This window comes from Marinobacter sp., from assembly GCF_965229985.1.
Classification (GTDB): domain Bacteria; phylum Pseudomonadota; class Gammaproteobacteria; order Pseudomonadales; family Oleiphilaceae; genus Marinobacter.
Window position 1 is genome coordinate 799,258 of sequence record NZ_OZ245935.1, and the last position, 16,090, is coordinate 815,347.

A 16,090-nucleotide genomic window follows, 5' to 3' on the forward strand; every position below is an offset into this window, starting at 1 on the left:
AACAACACAACAAAATGAGCTAAGGCAGCGGCTAAACGGGTTCGCTGGGCCCGTTTGTTTTGATGTGAACGTTACCGGAGGGTTCCCATGGAACTTGATCCTCTTATCCTATCGCGAATCCAGTTCGCGTTTGTGGTGTCATTTCACGCCATTTTTCCGGTGTTTACCATCGGCCTTGCTTCCTACATCGCGGTGCTCGAAGGCCTGGCTTTCAAAACCGAGAATCCGTTGTGGGTGAAGCTCTCTGCCTTCTGGACCAAGGTGTTTGCCGTTGTATTCGGAATGGGTGTGGTGTCGGGCATCGTGATGTCGTTCCAGTTCGGAACCAACTGGAGTAACTTCGCCCAGGCTTCCGCTAACTTCCTTGGCCCGATCCTGAGTTATGAGGTGGTCACGGCGTTTTTCCTGGAGGCGGCTTTCCTCGGGGTGCTGCTGTTCGGTCGGGATAAGGTTCCGGCCGGCGTTCACCTGTTCGCCGCTATCATGGTTGCTACGGGCACCTTCATCTCGTCATTCTGGATTCTGTCGGCCAACAGCTGGATGCAGACTCCGGCCGGCACCGAACTTCGCGACGGCGTGTTCTACGTAACCTCCTGGAGCGAGGCGATCTTTAACCCCTCCTTCCCCTATCGGTTCGGCCATATGGCACTGGCCTCCTTCCTGACCGGTGGCTTTGTGGTGGCCGGTGTGAGTGCCTGGTATCTGCTGCTGGGTCGCGAGGTTGAGGCGAACAAGAAGGCACTGTCCATGTGCCTGTGGCTGCTGCTGTTTATTGCCCCCGCCCAGGCGGTACTGGGGGATTTCCACGGCCTGAATACTCTGGAGCATCAGCCGACCAAAGTGGCGGCGATGGAAGGCAACTGGGAAACCTCCCGCAATGTGCCGTTGCTGCTGTTTGCCATTCCCGATCAGGAGAACCAGCGGAACCTTTACGAGATTGGTATTCCCAGCCTGGCCAGTTTCATTCTCACCCATGAATGGAACGGTGAGGTGCCGGGCGTGAGCGCAGTGCCTGTTGACGAGCAGCCACCGGTGGCGATCGTGTTCTGGTCGTTCCGGGTCATGGTAGGTATTGGCCTGCTGATGATTGCTTTCGCGGTTACCGGCCTGGTTCTGCGTGCCGGCGGTCGTTACTGGCGCACCCGCTGGTTCCTGCAGGGCATGCGCTTCATGAGCATTGCGCCCTTCTTTGCGGTGCTGACCGGCTGGTTCGTAACCGAGGTGGGGCGGGCGCCGTGGCTGGTCTACGGGCAGATGACTCAGGCAGAGGCCCTGACACCGTCACTGACCGGCGGGATGGCGCTATTCACACTCATCGGCTATATCGTTGTGTACGCTCTGGTGTTCTCTGCCGGCGTGTATTACCTGATGCGGGTGCTGTATGTGGGTCTCGAAGACCGGGATGAAGACGAGCATGAGGCCGAGCGGCCGAAACGTCCCTTCTCCGCCGCACACGTGCCTTTTGAGATTGATGAAGACGAGCATCACGGTAAACCGGCCAGCCAGGGAGGTCACTGATTATGGAACTGTTTGATCTGCCCCTTATCTGGGCATTCATTATTGGCTTCGGCATCATCATGTACGTGCTGATGGATGGCTTCGACCTGGGCGTGGGGATTCTGTTCCCCTTCGCCCCGAACGAGGAAGCCCGGGACACCATGATGAACTCGGTGGCCCCGGTATGGGACGGCAACGAAACCTGGCTGGTGCTGGGTGGTGCCGGTCTTCTGGCGGCCTTCCCAATGGTGTATTCCATCTTCCTGCCGGCGCTCTACATTGGTGTGTTCCTGCTGCTGGCCGGGCTGATTTTCCGGGGCGTGGCGTTCGAGTTCCGGTTCAAGGCCCGGACGTCCCGTTACCTCTGGAACTGGGCGTTTGCCGGCGGTTCTACTGTTGCCTCCTTCGCCCAGGGCGCTGTGGTTGGGGCCTATATTCAAGGCTTTGAAACCGCCAACGGCGTATACGTGGGCGGCGCCCTGGACTGGCTCACGCCTTTCACCGTGCTTACCGGCCTGGGCATGCTGGCTGGCTATGCCCTCTTGGGTTCCACCTGGCTGATCATGAAAACGGAGGGGTACCTGCAGCAGTGGGCCTACAAGATCACCCTGCCATTGCTCCTGGCGGTTCTTGTGGTCTTTGGCATCATCGGTGTCTGGACGCCCTTCGTGGATGAAATGGTTCGTGAACGCTGGTTCTCCAACCTGAGCATTATCTGGATTCTGCCGGTTCTGACGTTGCTTTGCGCTATCCAGATTTACCGTTCGGTTCGTGATCGCAAAGACGGCATGCCGTTCGTGGCCACCATGGGGCTGTTTATCACCACCTATCTGGGCCTGGTGGTCAGCCGCTGGCCCTATGTGGTTCCGCCGGAATACACGCTCTGGGAAGCGGCGTCTGCCTATGAATCCCAGCTGTTCCTGCTGTTGGGCCTACTGTTCGTGATTCCCATCGTGCTGGTGTACACCGCCTGGACCTACTGGGTGTTCCGCGGCAAGGTCCGCGCGGGCGAGGGATACCACTAAGTGGTGGAGCCACAGGCCAAGGGTGGCGGGGAGAGTGCCTCCGCCACCGATCAGAAAGCCGTTAAGGGATGGCTTGCAGATCTGGCCCGTGGTAGCCGCCTGTGGATTCGCGGCACTGTGGTTGCCGGCACCGTTGCCGGCATTGCCACCATCATTCAGATGGTGCTGTTGGCCCGGATCATCCATCTGGGTGTGATTGACGAGGTCCCGGTTGCGGACCTCACTCCCCTCTTTCTCGGCCTGATTCTGGCGCTGGCTGTTCGAGGACTGGGCCAGGGTTTTCAGACCCGGTTTGCGGCCCGTTGCAGCGAACAGGTTCGCCGGGATGCCCGGCGTCAGCTCCATAAACATTGGCAGGCCACAGGTCCGGTGGAACTGGGCCAGTCCTCGGCAGGCACCCTTGCCCGGGAATGGATTGACCATGTGGAAGCCCTGCACGGCTATTTCGCCCGCTTTCTGCCACAGATGACCCTGTCGATGATTGTGCCGGTGCTGATTCTCGCCCTGGTGTTCTGGCTGGACTGGTTGGCTGGCATCTTCCTTCTGTTGTCCGCGCCGCTGATTCCGTTGTTCATGGCCCTGGTGGGCATGGGCGCGGAGAAACTGAACCAGCAGCACTTTGAAACCATCAGCCGGCTTTCCGGGCAGTTCCTGGACAAGGTTCGCGGCCTGACCACGCTGCAACTGTTCGGCCAGACGGCCGGAGCAGCCGAACTTATTCGCAAACGCTCGGATCACTACCGGCGCATTACCATGAAAACGCTACGGGTGGCTTTTCTGTCTTCGGCGGTTCTGGAGTTCTTCGCCTCGGTGGCCATAGCCGTTATCGCCATCTACATCGGGTTTGGTCTGCTTGGGTATATCACCTACGGCCCTTCTGAAGATCTGACCCTGTTTTCCGGGCTGCTGATTCTTTTGCTGGCCCCGGAGTTTTTCCAGCCGTTGCGAACACTCTCCCAGCATTACCACGATCGTGCCGCAGCCATGGGCGCAGGCACCGAGATCCTCGAGCGACTGGAAACCCCGGTGAACCTCGAGACCACGACAGAAATGGCTTCTGTCGAGGGTGCGGAAGACCAGATTGAGCTTCGTTCTGTCTGTAAAAGCTTCCGATCCGATCAACCGGTTCTGCGGGACCTCACGCTGACCATCCGACAAGGCGAAGTGATTGCCCTGACCGGCCCCTCCGGCGGTGGCAAATCCACCCTGCTCCATCTGTTGGCGGGCTTTCTGGCGCCGGACACCGGTGAGATCTATCTGTTCGGTGAAGCACCGGGCAGTTTCCGGTTTGGCTGGCTGGGGCAGAAAGGGTTTCTGGTTCAGGGCACCTGGGCCGATAACCTCAGGCTGACCACACCCGATGCCTCTGATATTGCCATCGAAACCGCCCTGCGCAATGTCGGTCTCGGTTCCCTGCTGGACAGTCGCAAACAGGGGATTCATAGCCCGGTATCCGAGGAGGGCCAGGGGCTCTCCGGTGGCCAGGCCCGGCGGCTGAGTCTGGCCCGTATCTTTCTGGCGGATTACGACCTGATCCTGCTGGATGAGCCCACCGCCGGCCTGGACAGCGACAGTGAAGTGTTCGTGCTGGAGGCACTGCATAAACTGGCGGTAGCCGGAAAAACCCTGATTTTCTCGACTCACCACCAGGCCTTGCTGACCCTGGCAAATCGTGTGCTGCTGGTTGCCGGCGGGGAGGTGCGGGATGCGTGACTTGAAGCCCTGGCTGGACCTGATCTTCAAGCGCCCGGGCCGGCTGGTTGTGGGCGGCTTCCTGATTTTCGCCACCCTGCTCTCCGGCATTGGCCTGTTGGCGGTTTCGGGCTGGTTTATAACCGAAACCGCGCTGGTGGGCCTGTTGTTGGCTGCGGGCGTGGCGGCGACCATAAACCTCTACGTGCCCGGCGGCGCCATCCGGTTTTTTGCCGTTTCCCGCACGGTGTTCCGGTATCTGGAGCGGGTCTACAACCACGATACGGTTCTGAGGTTGCTGACAGATATTCGCGTGGCTCTGTTCCAGCGCCTCTCTCGCGCCAGCCGCGTTCGCCGTGGAGAGCTAAGCGGCGCCCAGTGGCTGTCCCGGCTCACCAGCGATGTGGATGCACTGGACACCCTGTACCTACGTTTAATCGCGCCCACCGCCCTTGCAGGCCTGGTAACGCTATTGGTGGTGATTCTGGCTGCGGTTCTCTTCGATATAGGCACGGCGTTGCTGGTGGGACTGTTGCTGATCATTGCCCTGGTGATCGCCACCGTAGGGGTTTACCTGAGAACCTGGCGTCTGGCCGCCCGGCAAAGCGACCGGCAGGAAGAACTGAGAACGGCGGTGATCGAACACATCGAAGGTTTCTCTGAACTGACGGCCGCCGGGCGTACCGGTAAACATGCCGCCTGGCTGATGCGCCAGGCCCATCAGGTTACGTCAGAGCAGGCGAAGGCCGACACCCGTGTAGGCTGGCATCTGGCCGGCTCCCATCTGTTCGTCAACCTTTCTGCGGTGCTGGCACTCTGGGCCGGGTTTGCCCTGTTCCAGTCGGGCTCGGTTTCCGGCCCGGTGCTTGTGTTGTTGCCCATTGCACTGCTCGGCCTGGCCGAGGTCTATGCCATACTGCCGGATGCCTTTGGAAAGTTGGGAGCAACGGTCGCTTCCGCTGGGCGATTGAACCGGGATTGTCGTGAGGAGGAACAAAACACCGCGACCTCCAGTTCCGAATTACCACCAAAAACCGCGCTTCTGGCAGAAAATATTGCGGTAAAACACGATGGTTACGCGCCTCTATTCACGCGTTTCAATCTAAGGATCGACGACGGGGAGCGCATTGGTATTCTCGGTCATTCCGGCAGCGGCAAGTCCTCACTGGCGGATGTACTCGCCGGCCTGTTGCCCACTGCCCAGGGCAGCCTGGCGCGCAGGGATTGCGTCTACCTGACCCAGAAAACCGTGTTGTTCGAGGACACCCTTCGCGCCAATCTGTTGCTGGGATCGCCTGAGGCCTCGGACACCGAACTCTGGAGCATTCTGGAGCACATGGAACTGGCCGAGCGCTTCGCCACGGAACCGGATCAGCTCGATACCTGGCTGGGCAGTGCCGGCAGCCGACTCTCCGGCGGTGAAGCCCGGCGTGTGGCCCTGGCGCGGGTGCTTCTTAACCCTGCCTCGCTGGTGATACTGGACGAGCCCTTTACCGGCCTGGATGCCGAAACCCGGGCGCGGGTTTCAAAACGGATGGAAACACTTCTGGAAGGAAAAACCGTGGTTAGCCTGGCACACGGGCCGGATGCCCTTCCGGGCACCGACCGTGTGATTTACCTGAGCGGTTAGCGGGTTTCCAGAACCTCGAAGGTCAGGCCCGCCTTGCTGGTGAGCCGGTCCATCAGCTTGCCGTCCAGCAATGAGGATGGTGTCCAGAACCCACCCGGCTGATCCGCCGGAATATCGAATGCCAGGCACATGCCCGCTTCTCCCAGCATCTTGCCGGTGGAACCGTAGCCCGGATCCTGATCGCCGGTCACCTTAGTGATGATGGTTTTGCCATCTTCCGTGCGGCCAACGAACCGAAGGTCATAGAACCCCGCTTTCTGGGCTTCAGGGCTTGGGCCTTCGCCCGGCTTGGGTACAAACTTCTCAACCAGCCAGCGGGTCGGTTTGATGGCCGAGGCGGTAAAGAACGCTGCGAGGCCACCGGTGATAGCGTACGCTGCCAGGCGGCCCTTGGTACCCCGGCCGGTCATCATGGCTTCGTCGTAGGTAAACTCCTGGCCATAACGAGCGCTCTGCAAGGCGTTGGAGCGATGCACCACCCGCGTGTTAATGGCACCCATTACGAACGGCGCCAGCCATGCGTTGAAGGTTTTGTCGAACTCTGCACCCTTGAGGCTGGGCTGACGGGTTTTGGAGCGATGCTCCGGCGGGCAAATCGAAAACGGATTGGCCAGCTCTTTCCGTAGTTTGGGGTCGGCCGCTGCTTCCTTCGCCACGTTCATCATGGAGGCTACGGTGCCGCCCGAGAATTCGCCCTTGGCTGTTTTCACCCGCATGCGAACATCCCGGCATGGCGCACCGAAGGTCTGCTCTGCCTGGTTCTGCAGGAACCACACCCCCATATCAGAGGGAATCGAGTCAAAGCCGCAGCAGTGAACAATCCGCGCGCCGGAGGATTTGGCTTCCTCCTCGTAGCGTTCCACCATCTTGCGGATCCACTGCACTTCGCCCGTCAGGTCGCAGTAGTCCGTGCCACTGCGCACGCACGCCTGCACCAGCGGCTCACCGTACAAGGCGTAGGGGCCGACGGTGGAAATGATGACCCGGGTTTGCTCGCACATGGCCTTCAGAGCGTCTTCATCGGACGCATCAGCCAGAATCACCGGAACAGCGTTGGCCTTGTCGCCAAGTTCGCCCTTCAGGGTATTGAGCTTGCTCTCGGAGCGACCGGCAATCGCCCATCTCACCGATTGACCCACTCCGTAGGTTTCCAGCAAGTAGCGGGTAAGAATCTGGCCAACGAAACTGGTGGCACCGAACACCACCAGATCATAGGCCGTTTCAGCGGATTTGGTCATTGCTCTTCCTTAGTCAGCTGCATTGAAAACAAGTTGATAGAGAGTTTATTGGGTACTGGTTCGGAATTTAGCGAGCTCCGACAGGCGCTTTCGCACCCATCAGGCGCATGAATACGGCCACGCCCAGGCCCCAGAACCCGTTAAGAAGAAGTCCGCCTACCCAGGTCTGGGCAGACACATCGAGCCCTTTCAGGGGAAATACCACCAGCATGGCGACTGCAGTGGGACCTACTGCCCCTACAATGACATGCCCCAGCCAGAACTTCACCCCCGCCAGGCGGCCGAGAATCAGCCAGAGCAACATGCCCCACAGGCCACCAAAGAACGCCAGGGATACAACCTGCGGAACGCCGAGCGGTGGTACCGGAGACAGGTTAAACGGCGCTGCGGGCACAATACCGCCCAACCAGAAGAGTGCGAACAGGCCCTGATGAAACACCAGGGTCGCGAGAAAACCACTTGCAAACGCCTTGAACCAAACCATGAACAATCCTCTGTTGGTATGAATAGTTGGCCTTAACTCGTTGATTCTGCGTAGCTCATTCAACAACTGCAACCGATATTAACAGTTTTGAGCGCTCGTTCTACTTTCCTGGCCGCGCCCCCGAATCCGTCGTCACGGCCAATCGTTTGTCACACTTCATAGGGCACACTGCAGGGCAGTGCACGAAACGACTTCCGGAGGTTCGAATTGATCACCTTTTTGATGGTACTGAGCATCCTGCTTGTCCTGTTCAGCGGTTTTGTTGGCTGGCAGGTTCTTGAACAGCGTAAAGTGATCGCGCGAATGATGGAGAACGACGACATCGCAGATTCCGAGCAGGAACCGGAGCTGGTTATTACGCTTCGGGTGCTGAATCCGATTGCCCTGGCGAAGCGGGAATCACGCTCTGCCCGGGTGCTTGCCGACAAACTGCCCGTCATGGTTCGCAAGATGGTGTATCAGGAAGTGATGAAAGAGCTTGAAGAAGAGATGACGGAGCGTGAAATAGACGTGGAAATGCAGATCGAGTATCGATAACTGGGGTATTCAAGATGAATGATGGAAGCGCACTGTCATGATCATCACTGGCATCACAATTCTGTTGTTGCTTCTGGCGTTCAGCGGGCTCTGCTTTGCCTACTGGCAGTTGCTGCTGTGCCGCCGTGAGGCCCGGATTCTGAACTCCCATCGGGTGGCGGCGCACAGCGCCATCCAGAAAAGCAGAATGGACCTTCTTGAGGTTCGAAACCGTGCCCGATTACTGGAGGACTCCGTCTCAGGCGGTGCCAGCGCGGTGGAGAAACTCCACAAAGCGATCTCCAACACCACCTTCGGGCTGATCGATCTGTTCTCGAAGGACGAAGAGTTCCGGCAGACGGCCCGTAAAGCAAGGGCCACCCATGATCAGACCAGTCAGCAGATCTACCGAACCGTGCGCACCACCAACAAGGCACTGCATATTCTTGCTGACACCCTGATCATCGGGAAGGCTGAAAAACGGCTCGCTTCCCGCAAGCGCAGAAAAGCTGAGGGTTCTGACGGCGGTTAATAGACTTCGGCGGTCAGACCTTTTCCAGACGTTTCAGAACTACGTCGACGGTTACCTCCAGGGATTCGAGTACCCCAGCCTTCTCAAGCCCTTCAGGGGTAGCCCGGTACAGATGCGGTGTCATGGCCAGCAGATCGGCAATGCTAGCCTGATCTGGAAGGTTCAGCGGGAAACGTACCACGGTTGAATCCACTTGCCGGAAACCCTCGGGGGCAGCGCTCCCGGTGTCTCCGGGCGACTTCAGCTCCGGATAAATGATTTCGCGTAGTTCCCTTAGATGGTCCGCACCGGCATCCACCTGTATCACCTGCCCACCGGGCTTCAGCACCCGGGCGAATTCGCTGTAAACCGGAAACCCGAACAGGCAAAGCACCAGATCCAGCGATTCCGGCAGGACCGGCAGGTTTGCATTGCTGCCCACCACCCATCGGGTCTGTTTATCCTGCTTTGCCGCAGCCAGGACTGCCCATTTCGAGATATCGACGCCAATCATGGCAAGCTCTGTGTTGCCGGCCACGTTTGCAAGGTGTCGGAGGTAATAGCCTTCCCCTGCGCCGGCGTCCAGCACCGAGCCAGCGCCCTCTTTCGGGAACGACTGGATCGCAAGATCGCTAACCGCCTCAGCGATCTTTGTGTAGAACACGGCATTCAGGAACCGTTGTCTGGCAGCGACCATTTCCTTGCTGTCACCCGGGTCCAGGGTACGTTTCTTCTGAACAGGTAACAGATGCACGTAGCCCTGTCGGGCAACATCAAAGCTGTGCCCATTCTCGCACTGCCAGGTCTTTTCGCTGGGCGTAAGCGGGCAGCCGTCCAGTGGGCAAGCTAAGGCGTCAAACGGCATCGTGGTCATGGTTTGTGTATCCGGTTCCAAAGTCGGGGTCGGGTATCATGGCAGGAATTTTGGTTTCACCCAAAACAAAAAGGCACCCGAAGGTGCCTTTTCTAGAGCCGAACAGAAAGTTACAGAACTTTCTTCAGCTCTTCTTCAAGTTGCGGAACTGCTTCGAACAGGTCCGCGACCAGGCCGTAATCGGCAACCTGGAAGATCGGGGCTTCTTCGTCCTTGTTGATCGCAACGATCACCTTGGAGTCAGACATACCGGCCAGGTGCTGGATGGCACCGGAAATGCCCACGGCGATGTACAGCTGCGGAGCAACAATCTTACCGGTCTGTCCAACCTGCATGTCGTTCGGCACGAAGCCGGCGTCAACTGCAGCACGGGATGCGCCAACAGCGGCACCCATCAGATCGGCAACCTGCTCAAGCATCTTGAAGTTGTCGCCGTTCTGCATGCCGCGACCACCGGAAACAACGATACCAGCGCTTGCCAGATCAGGACGGTCAGACTTGGCCAGCTCTTCGCTTACGAACTGGGACAGGCCAGCGTCTTTTACAACGTCCAGCTGTTCAACGGCAGCGGAGCCACCTTCACCAGCGACCGGATCAAATGCGGTCGGACGAACAGTAACTACCTTGATGCTGTCACTGGATTTGACAGTGGCAATGGCGTTACCAGCGTAGATCGGGCGAACGAAGGTGTCTTCGGACTCCACACGCATGATGTCGGAAACCTGGGCAACGTCCAGCAGTGCAGCAACACGTGGCATAAAGTCTTTGCCCACGGTGCCAGCGGCGGCCAGGATGTGGCTGTAGCCCTTGCCTACTTCGGCAACCAGCTCACCCAGGTTCTCGCCCAGGAAGTGACCATAAGCAGCGTTATCGGCAACCAGTACCTTGTTAACGCCTTCGGCCTTGGCAGCTGCTTCAGCAACGGCACCACAGTTCTCACCGGCAACCAGTACGTCGATGTCTCCGCCGATGGCCTTGGCAGCCGCTACAACATTCAGGGTAGCCTGTTTCAGGCTGCTGTTGTCATGTTCAGCAATTACAAGGATGCTCATTTAGATCACCTTCGCTTCGTTCTTCAGTTTATCGACCAGCTCGGCAACGTCGGCCACTTTCACACCCGCCTGACGGGAAGCAGGCGCTTCAACCTTCAGGGTGGAAAGGCGCGGAGCGATGTCGACACCCAGATCGGCCGGGCTCATGTTGTCCAGCGGCTTCTTCTTGGCCTTCATGATGTTCGGCAGAGAAGCGTAGCGCGGCTCGTTCAGGCGCAGGTCGGTGGTGACAACCGCAGGCAGGTTCAGGGCAACGGTCATCAGACCACCGTCTATCTCACGGGTTACGTTGACCTTGTCGCCCTCAACAACCACTTCGGAAGCGAAAGTGCCCTGACCCATGCCGGTCAGCGCGGCCAGCATCTGGCCGGTCTGGTTGTTATCGGAATCGATGGACTGCTTGCCAAGAATAACCAGCTTTGGCTCTTCTTTCTCAACAACAGCCTTGAGCAGCTTGGCCGCTTCGAGAGACTGAACCTCCTCGTCGGTTTCGACGTGGATACCACGGTCAGCACCCAGCGCCAGCGCAGTACGGATCTGCTCCTGGGAGGCCTTCGGACCAATGGATACCACCACGATTTCACTGGCAACACCCTTCTCTTTCAGGCGAACGGCTTCTTCTACCGCGATTTCGCAGAACGGGTTCATTGCCATCTTGACGTTGGCGAGGTCAACACCGGTGTTGTCCGGCTTGACGCGCACCTTTACGTTGTAGTCGATTACTCGTTTTACAGCGACCAGAACCTTCATAGATTCCTCGTTCTTCTACGATGGGTTTATGACTTGCAGTCCTCGCGCAGAGCCTGCCGAAATTCAATGCGCACTAATGATGGAGGCAACACTCAGCAGAATCAATAGCCTCAAACGACGCGCCAGGACTGAACTTTCAGCCAATTCCCCGGTATTGACCGGGAACGGCAATGAGACGATACTAGATTTCGACTCAAAACACACGATGTTTCAGTGTGCTCTTACAATGCCAAAGGACAGAGCGAATTTCAAACAAACGTTTGTTTGATTCTTCAAATACGGTATCCTTTTGGTTATGCAAGTCGGGTCAAACGGCTTGGGGCAGTCGTCTATAGCGACTTTTACCGGTATGATGGCGGCCCAGAATAATTGGCCTGCGGGCATATAATTTCCATTAAAGATGTTTGAGGAGACCAACGTGGAACGCGAATCGATGGAATTTGATGTTCTGATCGTCGGCGGCGGCCCGGCGGGCCTGTCGGCAGCGTGCCGTGTCATGCAGCTGGCGCAGGAAGCTGGCGAGGAACTCACCGTATGCGTGGTAGAGAAAGGTTCTGAGATCGGCGCTCACATTCTGGCCGGTACCGTATTCGAGCCCACTGCCCTCAACGAACTCTTCCCGGACTGGAAAGAGAAAGGCGCCCCGCTGAACACGCCGGTTACCCGTGACGATATTTTCCTGCTGAAGAACCAGGAAAGCGCCACCAAGATCCCCAATGCGTTTGTGCCCAAGAACATGCACAACCATGGCAACTACATTATCAGCCTGGGCAACCTGTGCCGCTGGCTCGCCGAACAGGCCGAGCAGCTGGGCGTTGAGGTGTATCCCGGCTTTGCCGCCTCCGAGACCATCGTTGAGGACGGTCAGGTAAAAGGCATTATTACCGGCGATATGGGCGTGGCCCGTGATGGTTCCGAAAAAGACGGTTACATGCCGGGCATGGAACTGCGCGCCAAATACACCCTGTTCACCGAGGGCTGCCGTGGTCACCTGGGCAAGCGCCTGATCAACGAGTTCAACCTTGACGAAGGCAAGGATCCCCAGCACTACGGCATCGGTATCAAAGAGCTGTGGGACATTGATCCAGCCAAACACGAGCCGGGACTGGTTGTTCATACCACTGGCTGGCCGCTGAAGGAGACCGGTTCCACCGGTGGTTCCTTCCTTTATCATCTCGAGAATGGCCAGGTCTACGTGGGCCTGATCACCGATCTGTCCTACAGCAACCCGCATCTGAGTCCGTTCGAGGAATTCCAGCGCCTGAAGCATCACCCGGAGATCAAGAAACACCTGGAAGGCGGCAAGCGCGTCTCCTACGGCGCCCGTGCAATCACCAAAGGTGGTTACAACGCCCTGCCCAAGATGAGCTTCCCGGGTGGTCTGCTGCTGGGCTGTGACGCCGGCACGCTGAACGGTTCCAAGATCAAGGGCTCCCACACTGCCATGAAGTCCGGCATGCTGGGCGCCGAGGCTGTCTTCGAAGCGCTCAAGGACGGCAAGAGTGGCGAAGAGATCAGCGGCTTCCAGAAGAAATTTGAGGACAGCTGGCTGTTCAAGGAGCTCTACGCCGAGCGTAACTTCGGCCCGGCCATGCACAAGTTCGGCAACGTGGTTGGCGGTGCTATCGCCTTCTTCGAGCAGAACATCCTGCGTGGCAGCCTGCCGATCACCTTCCACGATACCACTCCGGACTACGCCACCCTGAAGCCGGCGGCCGAGTGCAAGAAGGTGACCTATCCCAAGCCGGATAACACCCTGACCTTTGACCGTCTGTCCTCGGTGTTTATCTCCAACACCAACCATGAGGAAGATCAGCCGGTTCACCTGAAGCTGACGGACCCAGAGTTGCCGATTCGCGACAATCTGCCGAAATACGACGAGCCTGCGCAGCGTTACTGCCCGGCTGGTGTGTACGAAGTTGTCGAGAAGGATGACGGTAGCGGCAAGCGCTTCCAGATCAACGCCCAGAACTGTGTTCACTGCAAGACCTGTGATATCAAGGATCCTGCCCAGAACATTAACTGGGTGACTCCGGAAGGGGGCGGTGGCCCGAACTATCCGAACATGTAAGTTCGGCTTCCGTACATAAAAAAACGGCTCCCGCGGGAGCCGTTTTTCGTTGCGCTTCAGAACAGCTTAGTGAGCGTGGCCGTGCTCTTGCTCTTCGTCAGTCGCTTCGCGAGCTTCTACTACTTCTACGTCGAAGTGCAGAGTCTCTCCGGCGAGCGGATGGTTGGCGTCGATGGTGACGGTCTCGTCGCCAACTTCAACCACGCGAACAACCTGAGGGCCGCCCGGGGTCTGCGCCTGGAACTGCATGCCCGGCTCGATGGTGTCTACGCCTTCAAATGCAGAACGCGGAACCGGCTGGATCAGCTCTTCGTTCACTTCGCCGTAGCCTTCAGCAGGCTCTACAGAAACCTTAACCTGATCGCCTGCGTTCTTTTCGTTCAGTGCACTTTCCAGTCCACCGATAATGTTCTGTGCACCTTCCAGATAAGACAGAGGCTCACGACCTTCTACACGGGAGGAGTCAAGCTGCTCTCCCTGATCGTTGGTGAGCGTGTAATGGATGGTGACAACACGAGGTTGGGCCATGTGATCTCCTTGCGTGTCGCAATGACTGTTTAATTGATTTAGGCAATCGAAAGTGATCGTGAACAGCCAGACTGCACAGAGGGACTAACGACCACCGGGCCTCGTTAGAGAGCCAGGCTCATAACAAGTATGAAAACACAGTTTAACAACTGAGCTAATGCGTTTTCTACCGTAATTCTGGGGCCGCAGTACGGGTTTTCAACCACCCTGCCCGATTTTGTAGAAAATTCCGTGACTAAAAACGCCGAGAACAGGATGGCCGTCTTCATTTCGCTCGACCACATGCTCGGCCAGATCGTAATAGGCGGCAGTTACCAGGCGAGCTTCGACGCCGTGGCGAACCTTGACGACAGGGCGCGGTTCGTCGGAGTCCGGATAGGTTCCCACTTCAAGGGGGTGGTGCTGGCCAATCTCGAGGGTTTCGCCAACGTTGGTGGTCAGTGAGATGACCTGCCGGTCGCCCTCCCCGGTTACCTGAAGCGAATGCGCCAGAAGCGGCGCGTCCTCAACCTGTATTCGCCACTTTTCTACCGGCGTCACCAGGTAGTACTCACCATCTTCCTCCCGGCGCAGAATGGTGGAGAACAGTCTTACAATGGCTTCCCGTGCCAGTGGCTCACCCTTGAAGATCCATTGACCATCACGGCTGATGCGAAGATCCATGTCGCCTGACAGTTCGGGATGCCACTGATCGATTGGCGGGTTGCCGGGGTTTTTCACGGTTTCCTCCACCTTTTTAGCGAGATTATCCGGATTCATGCTCATAACGGTGGCTCCCGGTTCAGAGATTTACAACCCACGCATCCACTCCGCTCGAAGCGGCGCTGCGCCAGGATTCGTGATGGCCAGATTAACCTGATCCAGCATTTTCTGCTTGTCGCGACCAAGGGTTCCTTTCAGTACCAGGTAATTGGAGGCGTGGTCGCTGCGAAAGATGGTTTTATCGAGCTCCAGATGTTCCAGGAACAGACGGATTTCTTTGAAAAGACCCTGCTGCGAGAGCGGGACGAAATCATCACCGAAGCCTTCCCGAAAACGCTCTTCACCCTGAGGGAAGCTCACCACGAGGGTAGATAGGTAGTCTGGCTGGGTTTCATTGCACAGCGTGGCGGTGTTGATCGCATGCTGGCGCGAGAGGCTCTCACCGCCCAGTCCGTTCAGCACCATCACAGAACTGGTCAGGCCGGCCTCACGAATCTTCAACAGCGCAGAACGGGTCGACTCCCAGGTTTCGCCCTTGTTAACGCGGCGCAGAACTTCATCATCGCCGGATTCCATTCCAACATAGAGAATCTGGAGCCCGGCTTCTTTCAGCTGTGCCAGTTCTTCCACAGTCTTTTTGGCAAGGTTGCGAGGCAGGCAATAACTGGAAACCCGCTGAAGGTCCGGAAAAGCTTCCCGCAGCTGGCCCAGAATCTCCAGCAGCCGACGGGTCGGCAGCACCATGGCATCACCGTCCGCCAGGAATACCCGGCGCACGCCGCCCAGGCTTCGGGCAGCGTTCTGAATATCCTGGAGCACGTCGTCGGGCTTGCGGGCCCGGAATTTCTTCTGCGGCTGCGTGTACATCTCACAGAAGGTGCATTTGTTCCAGGAGCAGCCGTTGGTAACCGGCAGGATCAGGGACTTGGCTTCGCTGGGCGGCCGAAATACCGGCTCTACATAGTCGATCGGAAAGCTGTACATAGTCAGGCTCGAATTTGAGGATTCGGAAATCGGATAACTGGAGTATCAGGGCAGAAACTGCGCTTTCAAGTCTGCGCAGCCAGGGCCAACCACCGGCATGTCGAGCATCACCGCCTGGGAGGTCATAAACGGAATGCCGCGGCGGTGGGCGTCTACCAGAAGCGTGGCAAGGCCACCAACCAGGGGCATGTGGGAGACGATCATCAATGGCGATTCGTGCTGTTCGATCAGTGCGTCGAGGCACTCGCCGGGGTCATCGTCCGGAGTGAGGAACATCTTTTCTTCAACGGGGCAATTAAGGATCTCGGACACTATGGCGGCGGTTTGCCGGGCCCGTACGTAGGGGCTGCTCCAGATCAGCTTTGGACGCCAGGGCGACCCGGCGATGCGGGCGGCAACCTCGGCAACGCCCAGCCTGCCGGATTCGGTGAGTTCACGCTCCTGATCCAGCGTATGCCAGCCAGCTTCACCGTGGCGCATGATGAGCAGTTGCAAGGGCTCTCTCCTTTCCGACCTTCTCCGGCGTTTATTGGCCG

General features: G+C 58.0%; 16 protein-coding genes. 7 read left to right on the top strand and 9 right to left on the bottom strand.

The genetic code is table 11. The annotated features are described in order from the left end of the window. The first annotated feature begins 87 nt into the window (after window positions 1-87). The 4 genes from ACO06L_RS03635 to cydC are packed head-to-tail and all read left to right on the top strand — an operon-like array spanning window position 88 to window position 5,844. Window positions 88-1,518 carry a cytochrome ubiquinol oxidase subunit I gene (locus ACO06L_RS03635; protein WP_202347579.1) on the top strand — a complete coding sequence of 477 codons (1,431 nt, stop codon included), beginning with the start codon at window positions 88-90 and terminating at the stop codon, window positions 1,516-1,518. Between the two features lie 2 nt (window positions 1,519-1,520). Beyond that, complete coding sequence (gene cydB / locus ACO06L_RS03640; RefSeq protein ID WP_064230426.1) at window positions 1,521-2,522, top strand: cytochrome d ubiquinol oxidase subunit II; 1,002 nt, start codon at window positions 1,521-1,523, stop codon at window positions 2,520-2,522. Next, entirely contained in the window at window positions 2,523-4,235 is a 1,713-nt protein-coding gene (gene cydD / locus ACO06L_RS03645; protein WP_202347580.1) for a thiol reductant ABC exporter subunit CydD, read from the top strand. Next, window positions 4,228-5,844, top strand: a complete 1,617-nt coding sequence (cydC, locus tag ACO06L_RS03650; RefSeq protein WP_202347581.1) for a thiol reductant ABC exporter subunit CydC — start codon at window positions 4,228-4,230, stop codon at window positions 5,842-5,844. The genes cydD and cydC overlap by 8 nt, the downstream gene beginning before the upstream one ends. On the opposite strand, the gene ACO06L_RS03655 is transcribed toward cydC, so the two are convergent. Both ACO06L_RS03655 and ACO06L_RS03660 read right to left on the bottom strand, forming a co-directional pair. After that, the gene (locus ACO06L_RS03655) at window positions 5,841-7,082 is read right to left on the bottom strand and encodes a saccharopine dehydrogenase family protein (protein WP_202347582.1); all 1,242 of its coding nucleotides are present in this window, start codon (window positions 7,080-7,082) and stop codon (window positions 5,841-5,843) included. The two genes, cydC and ACO06L_RS03655, sit on opposite strands and share 4 nt — an antisense overlap. A gap of 67 nt (window positions 7,083-7,149) precedes the next feature. Next, a complete protein-coding gene (locus tag ACO06L_RS03660; RefSeq protein ID WP_064230430.1) occupies window positions 7,150-7,566 on the bottom strand; it encodes a hypothetical protein in 417 nt (138 codons plus the stop codon). A gap of 207 nt (window positions 7,567-7,773) precedes the next feature. On the opposite strand from ACO06L_RS03660, the gene ACO06L_RS03665 reads away from it, so the two are divergent. Continuing rightward, a complete protein-coding gene (locus ACO06L_RS03665; RefSeq protein WP_202347583.1) occupies window positions 7,774-8,103 on the top strand; it encodes a hypothetical protein in 330 nt (109 codons plus the stop codon). Between the two features lie 37 nt (window positions 8,104-8,140). Then, window positions 8,141-8,614 (top strand): hypothetical protein, encoded by a 474-nt coding sequence (locus ACO06L_RS03670; protein ID WP_202347584.1) that lies wholly within the window; start codon window positions 8,141-8,143, stop codon window positions 8,612-8,614. A 13-nt stretch (window positions 8,615-8,627) separates the two neighbouring features. On the opposite strand, the gene ACO06L_RS03675 is transcribed toward ACO06L_RS03670, so the two are convergent. The 3 genes from ACO06L_RS03675 to ACO06L_RS03685 all read right to left on the bottom strand — a co-directional run bounded on the left by ACO06L_RS03675 (window position 8,628) and on the right by ACO06L_RS03685 (window position 11,269). Next, window positions 8,628-9,467 carry a putative RNA methyltransferase gene (locus ACO06L_RS03675; RefSeq protein WP_202347585.1) on the bottom strand — a complete coding sequence of 280 codons (840 nt, stop codon included), beginning with the start codon at window positions 9,465-9,467 and terminating at the stop codon, window positions 8,628-8,630. Window positions 9,468-9,577: 110 nt separating this feature from the next. Continuing rightward, a complete protein-coding gene (locus ACO06L_RS03680) occupies window positions 9,578-10,519 on the bottom strand; it encodes an electron transfer flavoprotein subunit alpha/FixB family protein (protein WP_064230432.1) in 942 nt (313 codons plus the stop codon). Continuing rightward, window positions 10,520-11,269, bottom strand: coding sequence for an electron transfer flavoprotein subunit beta/FixA family protein (locus ACO06L_RS03685; RefSeq protein WP_064230433.1), 750 nt, complete (start codon window positions 11,267-11,269; stop codon window positions 10,520-10,522). 418 nt (window positions 11,270-11,687) lie between these two features. Between ACO06L_RS03685 and ACO06L_RS03690 the strand changes: the two genes are divergently transcribed. Continuing rightward, a complete protein-coding gene (locus ACO06L_RS03690) occupies window positions 11,688-13,340 on the top strand; it encodes an electron transfer flavoprotein-ubiquinone oxidoreductase (RefSeq protein WP_202347586.1) in 1,653 nt (550 codons plus the stop codon). 66 nt (window positions 13,341-13,406) lie between these two features. On the opposite strand, the gene ACO06L_RS03695 is transcribed toward ACO06L_RS03690, so the two are convergent. The 4 genes from ACO06L_RS03695 to ACO06L_RS03710 all read right to left on the bottom strand — a co-directional run bounded on the left by ACO06L_RS03695 (window position 13,407) and on the right by ACO06L_RS03710 (window position 16,049). Further along, entirely contained in the window at window positions 13,407-13,868 is a 462-nt protein-coding gene (locus tag ACO06L_RS03695; RefSeq protein WP_104322649.1) for an FKBP-type peptidyl-prolyl cis-trans isomerase, read from the bottom strand. A gap of 198 nt (window positions 13,869-14,066) precedes the next feature. Continuing rightward, window positions 14,067-14,633 (bottom strand): DUF1285 domain-containing protein, encoded by a 567-nt coding sequence (locus ACO06L_RS03700; RefSeq protein WP_202347587.1) that lies wholly within the window; start codon window positions 14,631-14,633, stop codon window positions 14,067-14,069. 24 nt (window positions 14,634-14,657) lie between these two features. After that, on the bottom strand, window positions 14,658-15,554 hold the full coding sequence (locus ACO06L_RS03705; protein ID WP_202347588.1) for a radical SAM protein: 897 nt from the start codon (window positions 15,552-15,554) through the stop codon (window positions 14,658-14,660). A 45-nt stretch (window positions 15,555-15,599) separates the two neighbouring features. Beyond that, entirely contained in the window at window positions 15,600-16,049 is a 450-nt protein-coding gene (locus ACO06L_RS03710) for a SixA phosphatase family protein (RefSeq protein ID WP_202347589.1), read from the bottom strand. Between the last annotated feature and the right edge of the window lie 41 nt (window positions 16,050-16,090).